Origin of the sequence: Methanosarcina barkeri str. Wiesmoor (assembly GCF_000969985.1) — an archaeon.
In the GTDB taxonomy this organism is placed as follows: domain Archaea; phylum Halobacteriota; class Methanosarcinia; order Methanosarcinales; family Methanosarcinaceae; genus Methanosarcina; species Methanosarcina barkeri_B.
In genome coordinates this window covers 1,697,439-1,718,768 of sequence record NZ_CP009526.1, presented here as the reverse complement: position 1 = coordinate 1,718,768, position 21,330 = coordinate 1,697,439, and the positions used below count along the sequence as shown (strand labels likewise).

Here is a 21,330-nt window from a genome sequence, read left to right as displayed (position 1 = left end):
CTGCTTTATTTATTGAGCTCATCCCAAAACTTAAAATTTGCTTTTTGAGCCTTGTATTTTGAATAATCAATCAAGCTCAAGATCATGAAAACGATTCTGAAAATTCCCAACTATTGATAATATAGTGGCTTTTGGGATAGGCTCATTAAGTAAGGAATCTTCATAAATTATCATCATCTTCGTAACAATTATATATAATTTGCACTGATTAAACTTGGATCAAGGTATCAATTTTAGGTATTGTGTTAGAAATCGTGAATTAATTTCTATTTTAAAATCGATAGCATACAGGCAAGAAAAATCTGAACCTATGATCAGGGGAGAAGGATTAAATGTTCAATAAACAGATCACACTAACACTGATGTTCATTGCTCTAGTTTGCATATCTTTTCACCCAGTTTCTGCAAACGATAGCTTAAACCAGACAAATGTAAGCGTAGTTTCTGACTTGAATCAGACAGTAGGCAAAGACATCATGAGTCTTGTCGATACGAATCGCCTTGATATCGGGAATAAACCTGTTTTTGATATAATCTGGAGCCCTGACGGCAGCCATATGCTAATTGATGTGTTTGTCAGTGCATATCCAAAAGGAAAACCTCAGTTAGGTGGTGTAGAGGCACTGTATGCAGCAAATGCAGATGGATCCGGAATAACGCGTCTTGCAAGATCAGAAATGACTTCCAGCAATGGTGGGAAAGCAATTACTCCTCCTTTATGGAGCCAATCTGGTGATTATTTTGCATATATGGAGTTAGTAGAAGGAAGCGGGTATAAGATAAAATCTGCCAGTCTTTTCTTCATGTCAAAAGATCTAAACCTCATTCAAAAGGTAGAATTAGATTCAAAAATGATAGGATTCGAAACTGGTTTATCTAACTTTAAATGGTCTCCAAAAGAAAATAAAATGGCTTTACTAGTGTCTGGAAAAATTATAATTTACGATTTAGATGAAAAAAATGATTTCAATTTTAGCATACCGGGTGATAATGTAGAAATAACTGATATGGAATGGTCTCCGGATGGTAAGAAAATCGTATTTTCAAAAAACAGCCATGATATTATCACCTTAGATCTTGAAAAAAAAGCACTTAATCAGGTTTATTCTGCAGAGCATGTTGGAATGTATGATGAAAAATGGAGTACGGATAGTAAAAAATTAATTTTCTATGAGATTAAAACATCAGAAAAAGTCGACGATGTCAGTTACGATGTGTACCTTGTGGATGAAAATGTAGAGAAGCCTGTAAAAATTACAACTTTTACTTCGGGTTCGTCAAGGGTGATACAATGGTATCCAGACAGCGAAAGGATTTTGGTTAAAAAATGTTCTGATGATTCATATGCACTGTATTCACTCTCGATAACCGGAAAGATGAAAAAAATCATCGAGAAGGATAGAGATATCGATGGGATGGTGGCATCTAATGGTTATATCTCTACGGTCAGTCTCAATCCCAACTCTACGACTCCACCTTATACAAAAACGTATGACATATTTTTGCATAACGAATCAGATGAATTGACAATCGAAAATGTGTCCTATTACTCGTGGGAAGGTACAGACGTACTATTTGCTACGGATTATAAGTTATCGGTACTAAACACCAGCACGCATGATACTTGGGACATACCACTACCATTGAAGAATTTTGATAGACTCAGTTTGGATCCATCTGGACACTTCATTGTTGTAGATAATATTATTTTCGAAATACATGAACAAGGTACCCACACACAAATATCTGCCGAAAATTACACAAACAGTACTGCATCCGAAACGGTGATAATCAAAAAAGATATGGACGAGCATTCAAGAGTAAATACCACTGAAGATACCAATGCAAACACTTATGGATTACCTGGATTTACTGCAATCATTGTATTTATGGGGATATTAATCGCATTCGTCTGCATACATGTAAAAAAAATAATGTGAGGGTCAATTGTGGAAAAATATCGGAATATGTTTGTGATTGCCCAGAAAGAATTTGCAGACAATATATGGAGCCCAAGGTTCGCAATACTTATGTTTATGTTCACAACTATTATTTTTTCTTTAAGTTATGATTCTGGAATTGGGCCACAAGGGAATGCCATAACCAGAGGTTATCTTGATATCTCTCAAATTGTTTCCCTCTTCTTGCCATTTATGGGAATTGCACTTGGTTTCGATGCAATTAGCAAAGAGAGAGAATCCGGGTCTTTGAATGTGCTTCTGACACATCCAATATACAGGGATAATATCATTGCTGGAAAAACACTTGGAGCAATGATTACACTAATTCTGGTAGTATTTATATCAATTTTCACAGTTCTCGGAACAATACTTTTGGCATCAGGAACCGAGTTAAGTTCACCAATTCTAAACCGATTGGTAATCTTTGCAATTCTTACATACTTATATCTATCAATATTTCTGTCACTTGGCATACTTAGTTCGATTGTGACAAAAAATGCCACAAAATCACTGGTATACAACATAGCGATCTGGGTTGTGTTATGTATTGTATTTGGTATGATTTGTGCTACAACTGTTTCTATTGTAACCGATCATAAACCCACAGATTTAGACAATAATGAGCGTTTTCTAAAACTTAATGCAGATATTCAAAAATTGACGCCAGCACATCATTATGCTATGGCGGTAAGTGGTAGACCTGGTTTGAGTTGGTTGGGTGTTTCGAGTGAGAAACCAAGCGTGAAAGGGATATTTGACATGGAATATACGCTGGAGCAGTGGTGGAATGAACTCTGGACAAATGTTCTAATTTTAATTATTACTCCTATTTTTTTAATTATAATAGCATTTATAATGTTTTTGCGCCAGGATGTATCAAAGGACATGGGGTAACTCGAATGAAAAATAATAATGTTTTTGTGGTTGCTCAAAAAGAGGCTGCTGACCATCTTCAAGATGCCGGATTTTTGGTGTTGCTTGCGACATATACAGTAATAGTATTTGCCTCTACCTATATGCTTGGTTCCATGATGATCGGTTCCATGGTGTATGGCGAGAATTCAGTTCTCCTGAGTAGTATTCATGTCAGAATGATATCCCAATTTACCCCATTGGTTGGAATAGCTTTGGGATTCGATGCAGTTGTCAGAGAACAGAAATCCGGATCACTGAATGTGTTATTAACTCATCCAATATTCAGGGATAATATTCTTGCAGGGAAATTAATTGGATCAGCGTTATTGATGGCTGCTATAATTATATTTTCGGTTTTTGTATCTGTAGGAACACTCTTGATCTTCTATGGAGTCGAGATCGGATATACGGAACTAATCAGAATAGCTGTGTTCACCATTCTTACATTTTTCTATGCGGTGACATTTTTGGGAATTGCAATTCTCGTCTCAACGATAGTAAAAAACTCCACTGATTCACTAATCAGCAACATTATTATATGGATTTTTATCTGCATACTATTTGGTGCAATTCTTAAGACAGTTGTTGCCATATTGACAGGTCAAACATCGAATGAAGGTATATTGATCACACAACTTTTGAATATATCACCAATACATCACTATGGAGAGGCTGTAATTGGCAGAACTGATTTGAGTTTTATGGGAGTTAACGTAGAACCAATCATTGGAGGGATTTTTGATACTAAATATACTCTCACTCAGTGCTTAACAGAATTCTGGATGAATATTGTAGTGCTGATAACGACTCCGGTTGTATTGTTTATAATAGCTTTCATCACATTTCTCAGGAAAGACATTACTCTGTAAAGTGATAAAATGGTATACAAAAAACTGAATTTTATTTCAAAGTATGTACCTCTTTGAGAGCACAATAGGCGGTATTACTCCATTATTGTGAACTCTACAGAGGAACCACAGTCAGTTTGCGGGATTCAAGTGATTGGATCCTTAATCATCCTGATAGCTGCACATCAAACTTGTGAGGAAGGATATGAATGCCTAGTGAGAGAAAAGAAGGGTATAAATCCCTGATGAAAGAGAGAATTTCCTCCCGAAAGTGCATACAATGCCTTATTAAAGTCCAGTAACCTGCACTCAGTGGGATCGCAAGTAATGTGGGCCTCAACAGTGGAACTCTTCGCTATCATCTTAATATTCTCGAAGCACAAAATATGACTAAAGCTCACAATAATTGCGTAAAACATATATTTTATCCCAAATATCAAAAAATTATTCATATTAACATTGCAGAAAAATGAAATCATGAATTAAGCATCATCTTAATAGTTTAATTATTTGGTTAAAAACTTTGCAGTTTATATAAAAGGAACTAGTAGTAATTTATGGGGTTCAAACTCTCCATTAAGGATCCATGTGAACTCCATATGTCCTTAGTCAGGGCTATCAATCTCGGAAGCGACGTAGATTAGTGCAAAGCGAATACGGCTTATAATAATAGTATAGACGTGGTGATAGATAGCCCTGCATAATGATTATGTCTCTGGACAAGCAGAAAATTCAGGTGGGTACCCGATAACAAGAACCAGTCTAAGATATAGTGAAGCTGAAACACATTTTGTTATTAGTCCGCCTGTTTATATCAAACTTCGAGAAAGAAACCCGAAAGAAGTTACTCTAAAGGCTTTTATAAGTATATAAGATATTTACGATCTTATTCTGAAACTGAAGATAGAAAATATCCTTGCTACTTTCCTTTTTAAATTTAATTTGACAGAAGTATACATTTTATAATGTGTAAATTGGTTTCAGGCTTCTGTTTTCTTCATACAATTCAAATTTATCTTTTGTGTTTATTTATTTTTGACATATTTCATTTTGCCACAAGTTGATGTGTCAATTCAATGTGTTTTTGTAAGAATATACTGAATTAATTAATAGAATCTGTCAAATTCGGGTTTTAAAAGAAATTCTTGACAAAAGGAACATTTATACCTTTTTTCAGGTAATTTTTAAATTTCGTAGCAAATTATTATATAATATCATGCTGGTAGTTTTAAAGTATATCAGAAACTATATATGTCTGAATATATAATTCTTTTTTGGATGTTACTATGAAAGTCTATAAAGTGTTGATTTTATGCGTTATTATAGGATTGATGGCTATTCCTGCGGTTTCTGCCGAAAAATGATACTCAGGAAACTCGAATAATGAAGTTATTTTAGATTCTAATGGAAAAGATTACATTGTTAGTCCCTGGATAGAAAACTCTTTTGATACAAAGAATTCCATTTCTTTCTAAGGTCAACCCAATCAATAAGCCAGGGACATACTATAACTCACAATGTAAAATAGGTTCAGGAGTGAATTATCTCGAAGTAAATTTGAAATGGGGAGATACAAGTGATTCCCTGACTCTTAGTGTTTATACCCCCTCTGGAAGCAAACTCGGAACTTACCACGATAGCTCTGATGGAAGCACAAATGGTAGGATACGCATTAATATAAATCCCTCCCAGGGATATGTGCAACAAGGAACCTGAAAGTTTAAAGTTTATGGGGAATCGGTTAGTGGAAAACAGAGCTACAAATTTGGTGGCGCATTGCATTAATTATAGGAGACTCTGTCTCCTTTGCTTTTTATCTTTGTATTTAATAGTAACAGCTGAGGCTACGGAGTATGTTGTAAGTCCTGCTCCAAACGATGAATTTGGGGTGTCCGTAGCTGGAGAAGAAGTAACACAAGTTAGAGACTTTACAGTATACTGGCAGTTTTTGCTCTGGCTGGCTGCAATGCAAATTTTATCAATAATAGACGTATTGCTGCACCTTGCAAAGCTTATTTTCGTGGTACTAGGATTCAAGATTAAAGGGCAAGCAAATGAACCTGGTAGCTCCAGCCAATCTAAAGTTTATGACTATATTAAAACTAGACCTGGAACATACATTAGTGATATTGTAAATAAATTAAATTTAAATCGGGGAGCAGTCAAATATCATATAAAAAATCTTAAAGCTCAAAACAAAATCGAAGCCTATAAAGATGGAGGAAAAGTAAGATATTTCGAAAACAATTTCAGTTATGATAACGAAGAAAAAATAATCATCTCTGCCCTTCAAAACGTAACAAGTAAAAAAATAGTCTTAGAAATAAGAAATGGTCAGTGTACTACAAATATAGCTCTTGCACAGGAAATTGGAGTTTCGAGGGCTACTATTAGCTGGTACATTAAGAACCTTAAAGACATAGGGATAGTTCAGGAAACAAAAAAAGGAAGAAATATAATTTATAGAGTAAATCCTTCTTATGAAAACTTTATTGAAAAATACAAGTAAAATAACCGGGATTGACTTTTAATATATTGGTTATTAAAAGCCGTTAAAGTCTATTCCAATTTCACAACAACTCTTTTTTAGTTCAGGCATCCTCCATAATATAACTTTTCTTGAAATGCTTGATTTATTCGTGGTATTACTGCTCCCGAGCTTTATGCAGCAACCAGATTCCTATTATGCAAACAAACAGCTGTAAAAACGAAAAGGAAGGTGATTGCTTGCTTGTTTCTTTATTCTCAGTAACCTGTGATGTGTTGGTGAAATCTGGTTCATCGATTTGGACTTTATCAAAGGTGCCAGATTTTTTGCTCCCGAACATTTTCGTTACAGTTATATTAGTCCACATAGAAGAAGAGTTTTGATTGTTTAAATCGACCAGAAAGTCTTCCCAATCAGTTTTATAAAGGTAATAAGACTCAATCGTAAATTGTTTTCCATCAGGTCTCCACCTTCGGAGCATATCGAATCTACCCCTTGTTGTGGGTGTCACCTGAGTGAGACTAGAACCATTGCAATTAACAATAAACAAAGGGGCAGCAATGCTTGAATATCTAGAGTCATTCGCACTTTCAAGAATTTTATCAGTTTCATTTTCATAAAATTTTCCGGTATCTGGGTTAAGGGCAGAAGCAAATACAATAAAATCACTGGATGGACTTATTGAATAAATTGAAAAACGATCAATTTTGTCTGAATTATACCAGGAATGAGCTGGTGTCGGTCCGAAATTAGTGATAAAGGACAAATTGGTCCCGTCAATATCAATTGAATACAGCTTGTTTTTGTTTTCAACGAATAATATTTTCTTCCCATCAGGGAACCATTGGGGTTCACTGGCATTACCTTCATACAAAAGACGCTTATTGTTTTCGTCTCCTTCTACAATATACAGATTCCTGTTCTGATTTACCAGCAAAAGAGAACCATTTGGCTGCCAATATTCTTTTGTCAAGAGGTTGGTATCTTCTGGATTGTCTCCATCATAATAAGAAATGTTTCCTTTTAAATTCGAACCATCGGTATTAGAGATATAAGTCTGTGAATCGAAGCTGCCCTGTAACCCTGAAGCGAATATTATTTTTTTCCTATCAGGGCTGAGTGAAAAAACACAGTATTTTTCATCTTTATTCTCCGGTTGGAAAGTCTGAATTAAATCACCGCCCTCACTGAGAAGCTCTACATTTCCTTCATCTTTAACAATAAAGATTTTATCAGAGCCATACCAGGCAGGCTGTGGATATGTAGCTGAAGAAAGTTCACGGGCATTTGTGCCATTTCTGTTTGCTACATATACTTCAGTAGAAGCATTTTCGGGTTTTTGCCATTCAAATACAATTTTACTAGAATCAGGACTCCATTTCAGATTCCTTTGAAAACCAATATCCCCAAGGTTCTCTAATATCTTTGAAAGATCGGCATAGTTAGTCCCTACACCCCTTAAATTCGTACCGTCTGGGTTGCAAAAGATATAACAATTACCAGCCCCTGTTGGTCCATATCCTGAAACTTCAAAGCATATCTTGTCACCAGAAGGAATCCACTTTGCCTGCAATATGCCATCGGTATCCAGGCCATGAACTCCATAATCAATTTCTCCAAATGTACGGGAATTTGTATCTAATAAATAATGTCTAACGATATTAGTTGAAGGAGGAACCCATTTAGAATAAGTTACAAGCAGATATTGCCCATCAGGACTCCATTCTGTTGAAATTGTCATGAATCCTTTTTCTATCTGGAGAATTTTATTAAGCGGTGTAACATTAAAACTTAGATCTTCCGATGTTGAGTTTGCTGATGCTATATTTGTAACAAGTAACAATGAAAATAAGATAAATATTGTGAGAATATTTCTTAACATTTGAATTACCCCCAAAATTTAGAAAGTTTGCCTAAAATCATGAAAAAATGAACCTATTATATTCTGCTCATATCGTTTGTCTGAGAATTCTTTTTGCGCAATTGTTAAAACTCTGTCTTTGTCCACAATATCATGTATCCCGGGATTTATGCAGCAGCCAGACTCCCATTAGACAGACAAATAATTCGAAAAATATAAAGGAAGGAGATTGTTTACTTGTTTCTTTATTCTCAGTAACCTGCGATGTGTTTGTAGAGTTGGACTCACTATTTTGAGCTTTACCAACAGTAGCAGGTTCCTCTCTTCCTATAATTTTCTTTACAGGCATATTCGTCCACATAGAAGAAGAGTTACGAGCTTCCAATTCAATTAAACAACTACCCTCATCACCCTGCTGAGGATAATCGGATAATTGTATTGGGTCAGTAGTAAACTGCTTCCCATTTGGACTCCATTCTCCAAACATCTCATATAGGCCCTTTATTGTAGGTGTCACCTGAGTGAGGTTGGAACCATCCGAATTAACAATGAATAGGGGAACAGCAATATTTTGACGCGTTGAGGGATCAGGCTCAGATTCAATAATTTTACCGGTATCAGGATAAAGAGCAGAAGTAAAAGCTATTATATTTCCAGATGGACTTATCGAAAATTGTTTGGCTTCTTTATAAAGGCTCCAGAAATAAGAAGTGGTCAGTCCAAAATTAGTGATAAATGTTAGGTTGGTTCCGTCAACATTGATTGAATACAGCTTGTTTTTATTTGTAACGAATAATATTTTCTTACCATCAGGGAACCATTGGGGATTGGTAGCGTTGCCTTCATACAAAAGACGCTTGTTGTTTTCATTTCCTTCTACAATATAGAGACTCCCGTCCTGATTTACTAGCAGAAGTGAACCGTTTGGTTGCCAATATTCTTTTGTTAAGATATGCTCATCAGTATCACCATAATGCGAAACGTTTCCTCTCAATTTCGAACCGTCAGTGTTAGAGATATAAGTTTGTAAATTGTGGCTACCTGGTAATCCTGAAACGAATATTATTTTTCTCTTATCAGGACTGACTGAAAATACACAGTACTGTTCGTTTTTATTTTCTGGATGGAATGTCTGAATTGAGTCACCATTATCATCGATAAGCTCTACAATTCCCTTATGGGAGAGAATAAAAACTTTGGTAGAGTCATACCAGACAGGCTGTGAAGCTTCTGATCGAATTTCATGAGTATTTGTTCCATTTCCATTTGAAATATATACCCCACTAAAAATATTCTCAGGTTTTTGCCATTCAAACGCAATTTTACTGGAATCGGGACTCCATTTCAGATTATTCTGAAAACCCATACTTCCAAGATTCTCTATCACATCTGAAAGACTTGTATAATTGGTCCCTAGACCCCTTAAATTCGTACCATCTGGATTACATACGATAAAACAACTACCAGAATCTGTAGGGCCAGCAAACTTTAAGATTCGGAAATATATTCTATCTCCAGAAGGAGACCATTCTACCTTAGATACGGAATAACTACTAAATTCTTTAATTCCATAATTGATTTCCCCAAAAGTATGGGAATTTGTGTCTAAAAGATAATGTTTGTAAATACTATTTGAACGAGAAATCAATTTGGAACAGGTTACCAGTAAGTAATGCCCATCAGGACTCCATGCTGTTGAACTTACTACAAAACCACCTTCTGTCTGGAGAATTTTATCAAGCGATGTAACATTAAAATTTATATCTTCAGATGTCGAGTTTGCTGATGCTATATTTGTAACAAGTAACAATGAAAATAGGATAAATATTGTGAGGATGTTTCTTAACATTTGAATTTCCTCCATATATTTAGAAAGTTTGCCTAAAATCATGAAAAATGAACCTATATTCTGCTCATATCTGTTCATATCGTTTGTCCGAAAATTCCTTTTGCGCCAGTATTAGAACTCTGTCTTTGTTCACAATATCACATGTCTCTGCTTTTATGTAACAACCAGATTCCTATTATGCAAACAAACGGTTGTATAAACATAAAGGAAGGGGATTGCTTGATTATTTCTTGACTCTCAGCAATCTGTGATGTATTTTTGGGATATGGTTCATTGATCTGGACTTTATCAACGATGCCAGATTCTTCACTCTTTACAGGCAAACTCTTCCAGGTTGACGAAGAGTTTTTAGTATCCAATTTTACCAGAGAACTATTCCCATGACCATTGCTATATTTCGTGGATCCGATAGTGAATTGCTTACCATCGGGGCTCCAGTTTATGCATGTATCAAATATTCCTTTTACTGCAGGTGTCACTTGAGTTAGATTAGAACCATTGGAATTTATAATAAACAAAGGAGCGGCAATCTCAATATTAAAAATGTTATTGTCTTCGATCATTTTTCCAGTGGATGAGTCAAATGCAGACATAAAAGCTATAGTGTTCCCGGATGGACTTATTGAAAAATGCTGACCTTCGTTGAAATATTTCCATGTATAGGAGTAAGTAGGTCCGAAACTGGTGATAAATGATAGATTGGTTCCATCAATATCGATTGAATACAGCTTGTTTCCATTTTCAACGAACAGTATTTTCTTCCCATCTGGGAACCACTGGGATTCGCTTGCATTGCCTTTATATAAAAGACGCTTATTATTTTCGTCTCCTTCAACAATATACAGATTTCTGTTCTGATTTACCAGAAGAAGAGAACCGTTTGGCTGCCAGGACTCGTTTGCCCAGAGATTTTCATTATAAGAGATATTTCCTTTTAAATTCGAACCATCAATATTAGAGACGTATGTCTGTAAATTGTAGCTGTCTGATGACCCTACTGCAAACATGATTTTTTTTCTGTTAGGGCTAAGTGAAAAAGCGCAGTATCGTTCATCTTTGTTCTCAGGTTGAAACGTCTGAATCAAATCGCCTTCATCATTGGCAAGCACTACAGTTCCTTCATCTTTAACAATAAAGACTTTATCAGAGTCGTACAAGGCAGGCTGTGGATACGTTGCTGATAGAAGTTCGCTGATAATTGTCCCCTTTCCATCTGCTATATATACTCCAGGAGAGTGATTTCCTGGTTTTTCCCATTCAAATACGATTTTATTGGAATCTTGATTCCAGTTAAGATTCCTCTGAAAACCAATACTCCCAAGATTCTTTATTATGTATGAAAGATCAGTATAATTGGTCCCAATACACCTCAAATTCGTGCCATCAGGATTGCAAATGATATAACAATGACCAGAATTTGTTTCTTCAATCCTTGAAACTCCGAAATATATCTTGTCACCTGATGGGGTCCATTTTGCTTGCAATATTCCGTTGGTATCAGACCCATTAATTCCATAATTTATTTCTCCGAAAGTGTGAGAATTCGTATCTAATAAGTAATGCTTAACGATATAATTTAAAGGTGAATTCATTTTGGAACAGGTTACAAGCAAATACTGTCCATCAGGACTCCATTCTGTTGATGTTACTACGAATCCATCTTCTATCTGGAGAATTTTATTAAGCGGTGTAACATTAAAACTTAGATCTTCCGATGTTGAGTTTGCTGATGCTATATTTGTAGCAAGTAACAATGAAAATAAGATAAATATTGTGAAAACATTTCTTAACATTTGAATCTCCATCCTAAGCTTTGGAAGCTAACTTCAAAAATTGAAAAAATAAAAGTTGAAAAATAACTCATTCTGGTATTTGAATCAGAATGAAAAACAATCTTTAAACTGATGTCTCTTAAACCAAAATCTGCTTCCTTGGAAACACTTTCCTTCAGTATGTTATGTCCTTTTTCAAAAAGGCAAGCACTGAGCCTATAAGCAAGATGAAGGGTAGCACGAAAAGATATGCCAGGTTGGGCCAGAACTCCCATGCCCAGGCTCCCAATGTATAGCGTGTGTCAAATATTCCACCTATTCCAGAAGTCATTCCTGTACCAGTACTTTTGATTCCCACAGCAGTTGAAGTAAAATGATAATCAGGTAAGAAGTTCTTTATGATTTGAGTCTGACCATTTGCTGTATTGAGATCTTCAGAAAAAGCATAACTTACAACAAAGACTAATTTGGCAAGCAATATCGTTATGATAAGCCAGAAAATAAGGTTGAACATAAGGGAATTATTTGATTTTTTTGCTATTGTCGAAATCATTATAGAGATTGCAAGGAAGATTAAAGAATAAAAAAAAGTCAAAATCACGAATATCTCAATCCTTGTGATTTGCTGTATCGTAACTGGAACTCCTGAAGCCATAAGCATGACTCCAGTTGCCAGATTAATGGAAAAGAAGAGCACCAGCAAGATACACAAGCCTGATCCCAGGATTTTTCCAAGAATTATATTATCCCTGAACACGGGATGTGTCAATAAAACATTCATAGAACTGGATTTTATTTCTTTGACGATTGCATCAAAACCCAGTACTATACCCATAACTGGTGCAAAACGGCCGACAACCTCTGCTACCCCTTCAAACCCACTCATCAAATCAGGACTGCCAAGAACATTCAAAGTATATTCAACTTCTGTCCCCTGTACATACGACCAGGTAATGACAACCAGCATGAAGGTGGCTGTAAATAAAAGGAATACAGGACTTTTTAGATGGTCAGTAAACTCTTTTTGGGCTATTACTTCGACATTTGAGATATTTTCCACATTTTTCCCTCCTTAAATATCATCTCTCAAAAATGAAATGTATGAAGCTGCCAGAAACAGAAATGGGAGAACTAACAAAATTATCACGTTTTGCCAGTAATATCCAAGCAGGTAAGGTAATGTATACTGAGTATCCAGAAATCCATGTACTTCAGACTGAACATTGAACCCTCCATAAAAACTCAAATCTTGGGTTCCAACAATTACCTCAGCAAAATGATGCAAAGGTGAGATATTATAAAATAAGGATGCTGTAGAAGCAAATTCTTTTGTCATATCAAACAGTGTTTGACCTGATGCGAAAGATGCCAGCGTTATTATAGTGGGCCCAAGGGCAAAACACATATTGATCCAGACAAAAACCCCAAAGGTAAGGGATTCAATTTCTGTTTTACACCAGACTGAAGTAAAAAGCCCAAATGTGGCAAAAAGTAAAAGATAAAGAAAGGTAAATATCCCGAAAATAAACAGTCGCAAGAGAGAATCAAACTCAGCGATTTTTCCGGAAATAACAAAATCCGAAGCTGCAATTATTGTCAGGGAAAAAAATACTACAAGAGCAAGGGTCATTGAAATCCCCAGAAATTTGCCTGTAATAATATTATCCCTGAAAACCGGTTGCGTCAATAAAACACTGAGGCTTTTGCTATTTTTTTCTTTAATTATCCCGTCATACCCAAGGGCTATACCTATTAACGGAAAAAATACTGCAATAACCTGGACAACGTCCCCAAAATTATCTCCACCGGCACGATTTTGCAAATATGCAAGTATAGTGCCCGTAAAGATAGCTAGCAGTATAATAAAACTGGGTTCGTACAATTTGTCTGAGAATTCTTTTTGCGCAATTGTTAAAACGCTGTCTTTATTCACTGAATCACAACTCCTTACTTTTATGCAATAACCAGATCCCCATTAGACAGATAAACAATTGCAAAAACGTAAAGGAAGGAGATTGACTGCTTGTTTTCTTATTCTCGACAACTTGCGACGACGTGTTGATGGAATCTGGTTCATTGATCTGGACTTTATCAACGGTACCAGATTCTTCGCTCTTGATAATTTCCTTTACAGGCAACCTCTTCCAGATTGACGAAGAGTTTTCAGAATCCAATATTACTAGAGAGTTATTCACATGGTTCCACCCTGGATCCATATATATAGTGGACCCGATTGTGAATTGCTTTCCATCAGGGCTCCAGTTTATGCATGTATCGTATCTTCCCTTTACTGCAGGCGTCACCTGAGTGAGATTCGAGCCCTCGGAATTAACAATGAACAAAGGAGCAGCAATATTAAGATTAACAATATTATAGTTTTCAATAGCTTTTCCAGTGGCTGAGTCAAAAGCAGACATAAAAGCTATGATTTTTCCTGATGGACTTATTGAAAAGTGCTGACCTCCATCAAAATATTTCCATGTATTGGATGAAGTCTGTCCGAAATTAGTGATAAAAGTTATATTGGTTCCATCAATATCGATTGAATACAGCTTGTTTCCATTTTCAACAAAAAGAATTTTCTTCCCATCTGGGAACCACTGGGATTCGCTGGCATTGCCTTTATATAAAAGACGCTTATTATTTTCGTCTCCTTCAACAATATACAGATTTCTGTTCTGATTTACCAGAAGAAGAGAACCGTTTGGCTGCCAGGATTCGTTTGCCCAGAGATTTTCATTATAAGAGATATTTCCTTTTAAATTCGAACCATCAATATTAGAGACGTATGTCTGTAAATTGTAGCTGTCTGATGACCCTGCTGCAAACATGATTTTTTTTCTGTCAGGGCTAAGTGAAAAAGCGCAGTATCGTTCATCTTTGTTCTCAGGTTGAAACGTCTGAATCAAATCGCCTTCATCATTGGCAAGCACTACAGTTCCTTCATCTTTAACAATAAAGACTTTATCAGAGTCGTACAAGGCAGGCTGTGGATACGTTGCTGATAGAAGTTCGCTGATAATTGTCCCCTTTCCATCTGCTATATATACTCCAGGAGAGTGATTTCCTGGTTTTTCCCATTCAAATACGATTTTATTGGAATCTTGATTCCAGTTAAGATTCCTCTGAAAACCAATACTCCCAAGATTCTTTATTATGTATGAAAGATCAGTATAATTGGTCCCAATACACCTCAAATTCGTGCCATCAGGATTGCAAATGATATAACAATGACCAGAATTTGTTTCTTCAATCCTTGAAACTCCGAAATATATCTTGTCACCTGATGGGGTCCATTTTGCTTGCAATATTCCGTTGGTATCAGACCCATTAATTCCATAATTTATTTCTCCGAAAGTGTGAGAATTCGTATCTAATAAGTAATGCTTAACGATATAATTTAAAGGTGAATTCATTTTGGAACAGGTTACAAGCAAATACTGTCCATCAGGACTCCATTCTGTTGATGTTACTACGAATCCATCTTCTATCTGGAGAATTTCATCAATCTGTGTGACATTAAGACTTAGATCTTCCGATGTCGAGTTTGCTGATGCTATATTTGTAGCAAATAATAATAAAAATATAATTATTATATTTGTTTTTAACATCCTTAATCACCGTCCAAATTTAGAATGTTGTCCTGTAATCTGAAAAAAAATTGACCATTCTGGTGCGAATACCAGAATGGAAAGTTATCTTAACTCTCAATACCTTCGTACAGTAAAAGTATAGTCACCAATGCCCTTTGGAGTCATAACAACGTATACTGGGGCGTGATTCAGGTAAGTATCAGGGCAGTCGTTATTACCACTACTTACACGCTGCATAAAGGGATGTGGATAATTGCCTTCGTACATCTCTGCTACTGCACCACGTGCAAGTGAACTTCCATCTAGGTACAACTTGACATTTACACTAGAAGCAGCGTTACTTTCGCGCCAGTAATCAGCAACATCTAGTCCGCCTAAAGATCCACTAACTGAGTTGTACCCAGGGCCTAATTTGAAAAGAGCTGCTCTTCCCCATGTATCTCCTGCTTCATGATTTTCTTGATTTGCTGCCGCAACACCCACAAGCATGACACACGCTATGAACGCTATCATTAAACTAGCTTTTATGTTCATTTTAGCTAACACCTCTCAAATTTTGTTTACCGAGAGGTAAAATCCGCAAGTATTAAGTAATTTTAAAACTATGCAGATTTATCTCTTTTATGGGTTGGAGTTCGATCTCTCTTTTCGCGTCCGGTTGAACTCCATAAATTGCTACTTTTTTACATCAATATTAATTTTGTGTCCAAAGTCTCTAACAATCCTGGAAAAAACTCGGATTATGATAAATTTTCTTATAATTTTAATCAACGTATGAATTGTTAGAGACTTTGGACATAAAATATATAAATAACAAAAGTTTTCTGGAAATTGATAGGTATTTTCAGGATGAGGTAGAGTTTTGGGAATAGTAGTCAACCTTACTAGTTGAGAAAAAAATCAATGACTTAAAATAGCTAAGCTTTGAAGTTCCACTTACGACCCCGCCAATTTTTCCTGATCACTATATGTATGATATTTCTTGGGAAGGATATAAGTGCCTGAAAATAAAGCGAAATTCCTCCTTGTACTACTCATATTATTTTCTCTCATGCCCTTTCCGGCCAGAGCAGACTTTTCCAATCTTGCAGTCTTAAACGAAATCAGTGGCAAGGTTGCAAAGCCTGGAGACCTGGTGGAGTTCAGCTTTACCGTAGAAAAGGGATACAATACTTCTGAAAGCACATCAGTTACATTTTTCATAGAGAAAGTCCCCGAAAACTGGACTGCAGGTATCTATGCAGATGGCACTCAGGTAAGCCAGATTACTCTACCCGAAGAAGCTGATGAACAGGAATTGACTCTTAAGGTAAGAGTTCCTGAAAATGCAAAGGATGGATCATATCCTGTAAAAATAGGTTTACGACCTTATGGAGAAAGTATCAGAAATTATGATAAGATGTATCAAGAATTTACAGTAACGGTTGACAGGAATGCAATGTCTAACCTGGAAATTTATTCTGATATTCCTGGAAAAAAAACCCATCCTGGAATTCCTGTCAGTTTTGGGGCTACTATAGAAAACAAATATAAAAGTAGGGCAAATTTTCAGATTTATCTTGTTTCAAAACCCAAAAAATGGGGAGTTAACTTGCTTTCAACGGATGGAGCCAGGATTACCAGGTTAGGAGTCCCCGGAGAAGGAAGTCAGCAATTTAGTGTTACCGTAAATCCTCCAATCAATGCAACCAGAGGAGATTATGAAATTTTAGTGGCAGCATGTCCTGAAAAAAGCAATCAGAGTGTACTCTTGCCTCTAAGTGTAACAATAAATCCTGAGATGGCAAAGAATGAGGATTTGAGTGCATACGTAGAGTTTAATTCCAGCATTGTTGGACTTGCAATTAGGCCTGAAAAGACTGCAGAATTTGCAGTTTCCTTGAGAAGCAGGTATGATCAGCCACTTAAACTGAATCTTAAAGTTTTGAGCCAGCCTGAAGGCTGGAACACGGAATTTGTCACTGACGATGACGAAGACGGAAGGCTTTCTTCCGTTATGCTTGCTGCAGGTGAAGAACAGTTTTTCACTGTTAAGGTCAAGCCCTTCCAGAATGCTACAAGTGGACTTTATCCAATCACAGTTGCAGCAGTAAGTGGAGATCGGACTGTTTCTAGGCAGCTTGAAATAAATATCAATAATGATCTCGAAAATGCAGAACTGCTTAAAGTTGATTCAACCCCTACTGAATTAACATTGAATCCTGGCGGCTCATCTGAAGTCAGGGTTAAAGTAGAGAATAGAAGAAATGATCCTCTTGAAGATGTTACTCTTGAAATTAACGAAGTAACCGGAATCACAAGTCAGATCCAGGGCTTTGGAACGATAGAAGAACTGGAAGCAGGAGAGTCCAAAACCATACCTGTGCAGATTACTGCAAACGCCAATGCAGGTTCTGGAGTTAAGGAAATTTTCATCAGGGCAAAGAGTGACGATATTGTGAGCTCTGAGAAAAGTATCAAGGTGAATATTGAAAAATCATCAAGTAGCGGGCTTCTTGGCATAGCTCTTCTGGGCTTTGCAATCATTGTGCTTGTTTTTGTAGTACGTAAATTCGGAAGGCGGTGAATATGGAATCAATGAATATGGAATCAATAGACATGGAATCAATAAGCAAATCGGCAGGAATGAGAGTAGCGGGTATGGAATCAATAGGCATAGAATCAACAGGTATGGAATCAACAGGTATGGAATCAACAGGTATGGAATCAACAGGTATGGAATCAATGAGCACTGAATTAGGGCAAAGCGGGATTGTACATAAAACAGGTGAATTTGCAATAGAAACTATTCATTTGAGTAAATTTTTTGGAAAGGAAAACCAAATTCGCGCAGTGGATAACCTAAATCTGCAGGTGAGAAAAGGAGAGGTCTTCGGTTTTGTGGGTCCTAACGGAGCTGGCAAGACCACAACTATGAAAATGCTTATTGGTTTGCTTGAGCCAAGCGAAGGAAGCGGAAAGGTTGCAGGTTTCGATATCATCCGTGAGGTAATAAATATAAGAGAACAGACAGGAGTCCTTCCCGAACCTGCCGGTTTTTATGATAATCTCACTGCAAGGCAGAACCTGCGTTTTTATGCAAAGCTCTATAATATCGAACCCGATGTTCGGGAAAAAAGGATTGTAAATTTACTTGAAACTGTAGGTCTTACCCGTGCCATTGACCAGAAAACAGGCGGTTTTTCCACAGGCATGCGAAAGCGTTTTGGGCTTGCCCAGGCTTTGATCAACGAACCCTCAGTCCTTTTCCTTGACGAGCCAACAAGTGGTATTGACCCTCTTGGCGCTCAGATGATGAGGGACCTTATAAAAGACCTGAACCGAAGTAAAGGAGTTACCGTTTTTCTGAGTTCGCATTCTATGGAAGAAGTTGAAGAGATCTGCGACCGCATAGCAATAATTGCAAGAGGAAAACTTCTGGCAGTAGGGTCTGTGGAGGATTTGCGAGATATTGTAAGAGCAAAGGAAGGTGTGAATTATTTGCTTGAGGTTCAGGATATTCCCATCTCTGAAACTGCAGAAATCGTAAGAAATGTGGAGGGGGTACAGGCTCTTGAAGTTCGGAATGAAGTTCTATACATCCATACCAAAATGAAGCTCCGTACAGAAATTGCAAAAGCTGTCAAGAAGGCAGGTGGTACGGTATCCATGTTCGAAGAAGAGGAAATGAATCTGCAAAAGCTGTTCCTCAAAATTATAGAAGGAATATAATATAGAGTAAATACATCTGAAATGTTTAAAAGTAAAACGGAGTTTAAAAAACCGAAACAGCTCAAAATTCACACACGGTATAACTTATATCCAAGATACCAAACGATTTTCCATATTAAGTATTACTGCTGAAAAATAAAATTAGAGATTAAACATCTAATTTGATAGTTTAATGATCTGGCTAAAAACTTTGTATTTTATATAGAGTGTGTTAGTATTAAATTATGGAGTTCAAATATCTGAAAAACCAATTTGAAATCCAAATGTCCAGAGACTTAATTAAGTTAGCTTTGAAAAAATTTAAGGTTTACTTAATACTGTTTCTGGAGTTAAATCTCGGGGTGAAAAGAAATGACAACAAGAGAACACTTAGAAATAGTGAACTCTTGTTGTATTTCTGCTGGTAAATATTGAGATCGCTATGTCTTTTGGATAGAGTCGCGAGAGAGTCGCTATACTGTGTCTACAATCTGTGTCTACAATTACTGTTCCATGAGAAAGTACTGTTTTGGCGAGTAAACAAAAAGTTCTATGATCGGAAACTGGTGAAGCTTTATGCAGAAGGAGCTAAAGATGTGTACAGTGATCAGATAATACATTATATAGGGTCCTCTTAAATCCACTATCAAATTGAATATTATCTCTCTTTTTTCATTAATTAAGGTAATTAATGGCTTTCTCAAAAAACAGATTTACTTATTGTTTAAACTCAGATTAAAACCATAAAAAATCGTAAATTTAATTGAAGAGGACGTAAAATACTCTGTAGATATGTTATGAAAGCTCCGCTTATATTACAGAAATCGAAAGTGTGAGAAGTTTTTAAAATCAGTTAAATATTTGCTTAAAATGAAATTTATATGAAATTCTTAGAAAGTATGAACCAAAACAGTTTACCTATTTTGTTTTTGAGCTATTGAATGATTTGTGCCTTTAGAGAAAGAGTGGGTCGCTATGAAAATAAAGAAACAAGCATTTCCTCGATTAAAAGAATATCTTAATATAGACTCCTTCCAGGGATATATGGAACAAGGAACCTGAAAGTTTAAAGTTTATGGGGAATCGGTTAGTGGAAAACAGAGCTACAAATTTGGTGGCGCATTGCATTAATTATAGGAGACTCTGTCTCCTTTGCTTTTTATCCTTGTTTTTAATAGTAACAGCTGAGGCTACAGAATATATTGTAAGCCCAGCTCTAGGTGATCAAGCTGGAGCTTCAATTAATGGAGAAAAGGTAGTAAAACTTGAGGATACTGTTATACCCTACTGGCAGTTTTTGCTCTGGTTAGCTGCGATGCAAATTTTATCAATAATAGACGTAATTCTGTACTTTACAAAACTTATTTTCGTGGTACTAGGATTTCGAGTTGTGGACCATCCAAGTACTGTTGGGACTCTAAAGAGAAAACACATATATGTTTTCATCAAAGCTTGTCCAGGGACGTGTATCAGCGAGATTGCAAGCGATATGAGTCTGAGTAGGGGAAATCTTCGCTATCATCTCAATATTCTCGAAGCAGAAAATCTGATTGAATCCCGCAGTGATTGCGGAAAGATCCGGTATTTCCAGAATAATTCTACATACGGTGAGGAAGAAAAACTGGTTATTTCCGTTCTTCAAAATGAGATGACCCGAAAGATAATTTATAAGATATTAAAGGAAGAATGCAACACCAACGGAAATCTTGCCCGGACAACAGGAATTTCCAAAGGTGCAATTACCTGGTATATGAAGCAGTTGAATGAATCAGGTCTTGTTAAAGAAGATAAGATGGGAAAGAATACAATATACAGTATAAATCCTATTTATCGGGATGAAATTGAAAAACATATTTGAAATTCTTTTAAAAATAGTCTTACTTCAGGATAAAACATTAAAAAACAGCTCAGATAAATAAATGAATTTTTAAAAAATTGGTTTTGCAAGTAAAAAACCCAAAATGTCTAATATAGTATATATTTCACTTTTGAGTATAACCTATATTCAGAATACCAAACGGTTTGTCATATAAAATATTATCGTTGAAAAATGAAATCACAGGTTAAACATTTGATTTGATAGTTTAATGATTTGGCTAAAAACTTTGTATTTTATATAGAGTGCGTTAGTATTAAATTATGGAGTTCAAACCTCTCAGAAAAACGAATTTGAACTCTAAATGTCCAGCGGCTTAATTAAGTTAACTTTGAATAAATTCAAGGTTTACTTAATCCTGTTTCTGGAGTTAAATCACGGGGTGAAAAGGAATGACAACAAGAATACACTTAGAAATAGTGTACTCTTGTTGCGTTTCTGCTGACAAATATTGAGACTACTATGTCTTCTGGAAAG

General features: G+C 36.1%; 15 protein-coding genes. 8 read left to right on the top strand and 7 right to left on the bottom strand.

Going from position 1 to position 21,330, the window contains the following annotated elements; all coding sequences use genetic code 11:
* The first annotated feature begins 332 nt into the window (after positions 1-332).
* The 5 genes from MSBRW_RS07340 to MSBRW_RS07325 all read left to right on the top strand — a co-directional run bounded on the left by MSBRW_RS07340 (position 333) and on the right by MSBRW_RS07325 (position 6,233).
* Entirely contained in the window at positions 333-1,940 is a 1,608-nt protein-coding gene (locus tag MSBRW_RS07340) for a TolB family protein (protein WP_011308271.1), read from the top strand.
* Positions 1,941-1,949: 9 nt separating this feature from the next.
* Positions 1,950-2,855 (top strand): ABC transporter permease, encoded by a 906-nt coding sequence (locus MSBRW_RS07335; RefSeq protein ID WP_011308272.1) that lies wholly within the window; start codon positions 1,950-1,952, stop codon positions 2,853-2,855.
* Positions 2,856-2,860: 5 nt separating this feature from the next.
* Positions 2,861-3,745, top strand: coding sequence for an ABC transporter permease (locus MSBRW_RS07330; protein ID WP_011308273.1), 885 nt, complete (start codon positions 2,861-2,863; stop codon positions 3,743-3,745).
* 1,425 nt (positions 3,746-5,170) lie between these two features.
* Entirely contained in the window at positions 5,171-5,440 is a 270-nt protein-coding gene (locus MSBRW_RS20965) for a hypothetical protein (protein ID WP_230670008.1), read from the top strand.
* 28 nt (positions 5,441-5,468) lie between these two features.
* Complete coding sequence (locus tag MSBRW_RS07325; RefSeq protein WP_011308274.1) at positions 5,469-6,233, top strand: winged helix-turn-helix transcriptional regulator; 765 nt, start codon at positions 5,469-5,471, stop codon at positions 6,231-6,233.
* A 136-nt stretch (positions 6,234-6,369) separates the two neighbouring features.
* On the opposite strand, the gene MSBRW_RS07320 is transcribed toward MSBRW_RS07325, so the two are convergent.
* From MSBRW_RS07320 to MSBRW_RS07290, 7 genes are all read right to left on the bottom strand, one after another.
* A complete protein-coding gene (locus MSBRW_RS07320) occupies positions 6,370-8,094 on the bottom strand; it encodes a TolB-like translocation protein (protein ID WP_011308275.1) in 1,725 nt (574 codons plus the stop codon).
* Between the two features lie 130 nt (positions 8,095-8,224).
* Positions 8,225-9,964 carry a TolB family protein gene (locus MSBRW_RS07315; RefSeq protein WP_230670006.1) on the bottom strand — a complete coding sequence of 580 codons (1,740 nt, stop codon included), beginning with the start codon at positions 9,962-9,964 and terminating at the stop codon, positions 8,225-8,227.
* A gap of 95 nt (positions 9,965-10,059) precedes the next feature.
* Positions 10,060-11,715, bottom strand: a complete 1,656-nt coding sequence (locus MSBRW_RS07310; RefSeq protein WP_011308277.1) for a TolB-like translocation protein — start codon at positions 11,713-11,715, stop codon at positions 10,060-10,062.
* Between the two features lie 154 nt (positions 11,716-11,869).
* Positions 11,870-12,754: an ABC transporter permease gene (locus tag MSBRW_RS07305; protein WP_011308278.1), complete on the bottom strand. Its 885-nt coding sequence runs from the start codon at positions 12,752-12,754 to the stop codon at positions 11,870-11,872.
* A gap of 12 nt (positions 12,755-12,766) precedes the next feature.
* Positions 12,767-13,627 (bottom strand): ABC transporter permease, encoded by an 861-nt coding sequence (locus MSBRW_RS07300; protein ID WP_011308279.1) that lies wholly within the window; start codon positions 13,625-13,627, stop codon positions 12,767-12,769.
* 4 nt (positions 13,628-13,631) lie between these two features.
* On the bottom strand, positions 13,632-15,305 hold the full coding sequence (locus MSBRW_RS07295) for a TolB-like translocation protein (RefSeq protein WP_011308280.1): 1,674 nt from the start codon (positions 15,303-15,305) through the stop codon (positions 13,632-13,634).
* 96 nt (positions 15,306-15,401) lie between these two features.
* On the bottom strand, positions 15,402-15,800 hold the full coding sequence (locus tag MSBRW_RS07290; RefSeq protein ID WP_155398144.1) for a hypothetical protein: 399 nt from the start codon (positions 15,798-15,800) through the stop codon (positions 15,402-15,404).
* Between the two features lie 484 nt (positions 15,801-16,284).
* Between MSBRW_RS07290 and MSBRW_RS07285 the strand changes: the two genes are divergently transcribed.
* From MSBRW_RS07285 to MSBRW_RS07275, 3 genes are all read left to right on the top strand, one after another.
* On the top strand, positions 16,285-17,853 hold the full coding sequence (locus MSBRW_RS07285; RefSeq protein WP_011308282.1) for a COG1470 family protein: 1,569 nt from the start codon (positions 16,285-16,287) through the stop codon (positions 17,851-17,853).
* Between the two features lie 74 nt (positions 17,854-17,927).
* Entirely contained in the window at positions 17,928-18,998 is a 1,071-nt protein-coding gene (locus MSBRW_RS07280; RefSeq protein WP_011308283.1) for an ABC transporter ATP-binding protein, read from the top strand.
* A gap of 1,144 nt (positions 18,999-20,142) precedes the next feature.
* Positions 20,143-20,835, top strand: a complete 693-nt coding sequence (locus MSBRW_RS07275) for a winged helix-turn-helix transcriptional regulator (protein WP_230670002.1) — start codon at positions 20,143-20,145, stop codon at positions 20,833-20,835.
* Positions 20,836-21,330 lie beyond the last annotated feature (495 nt).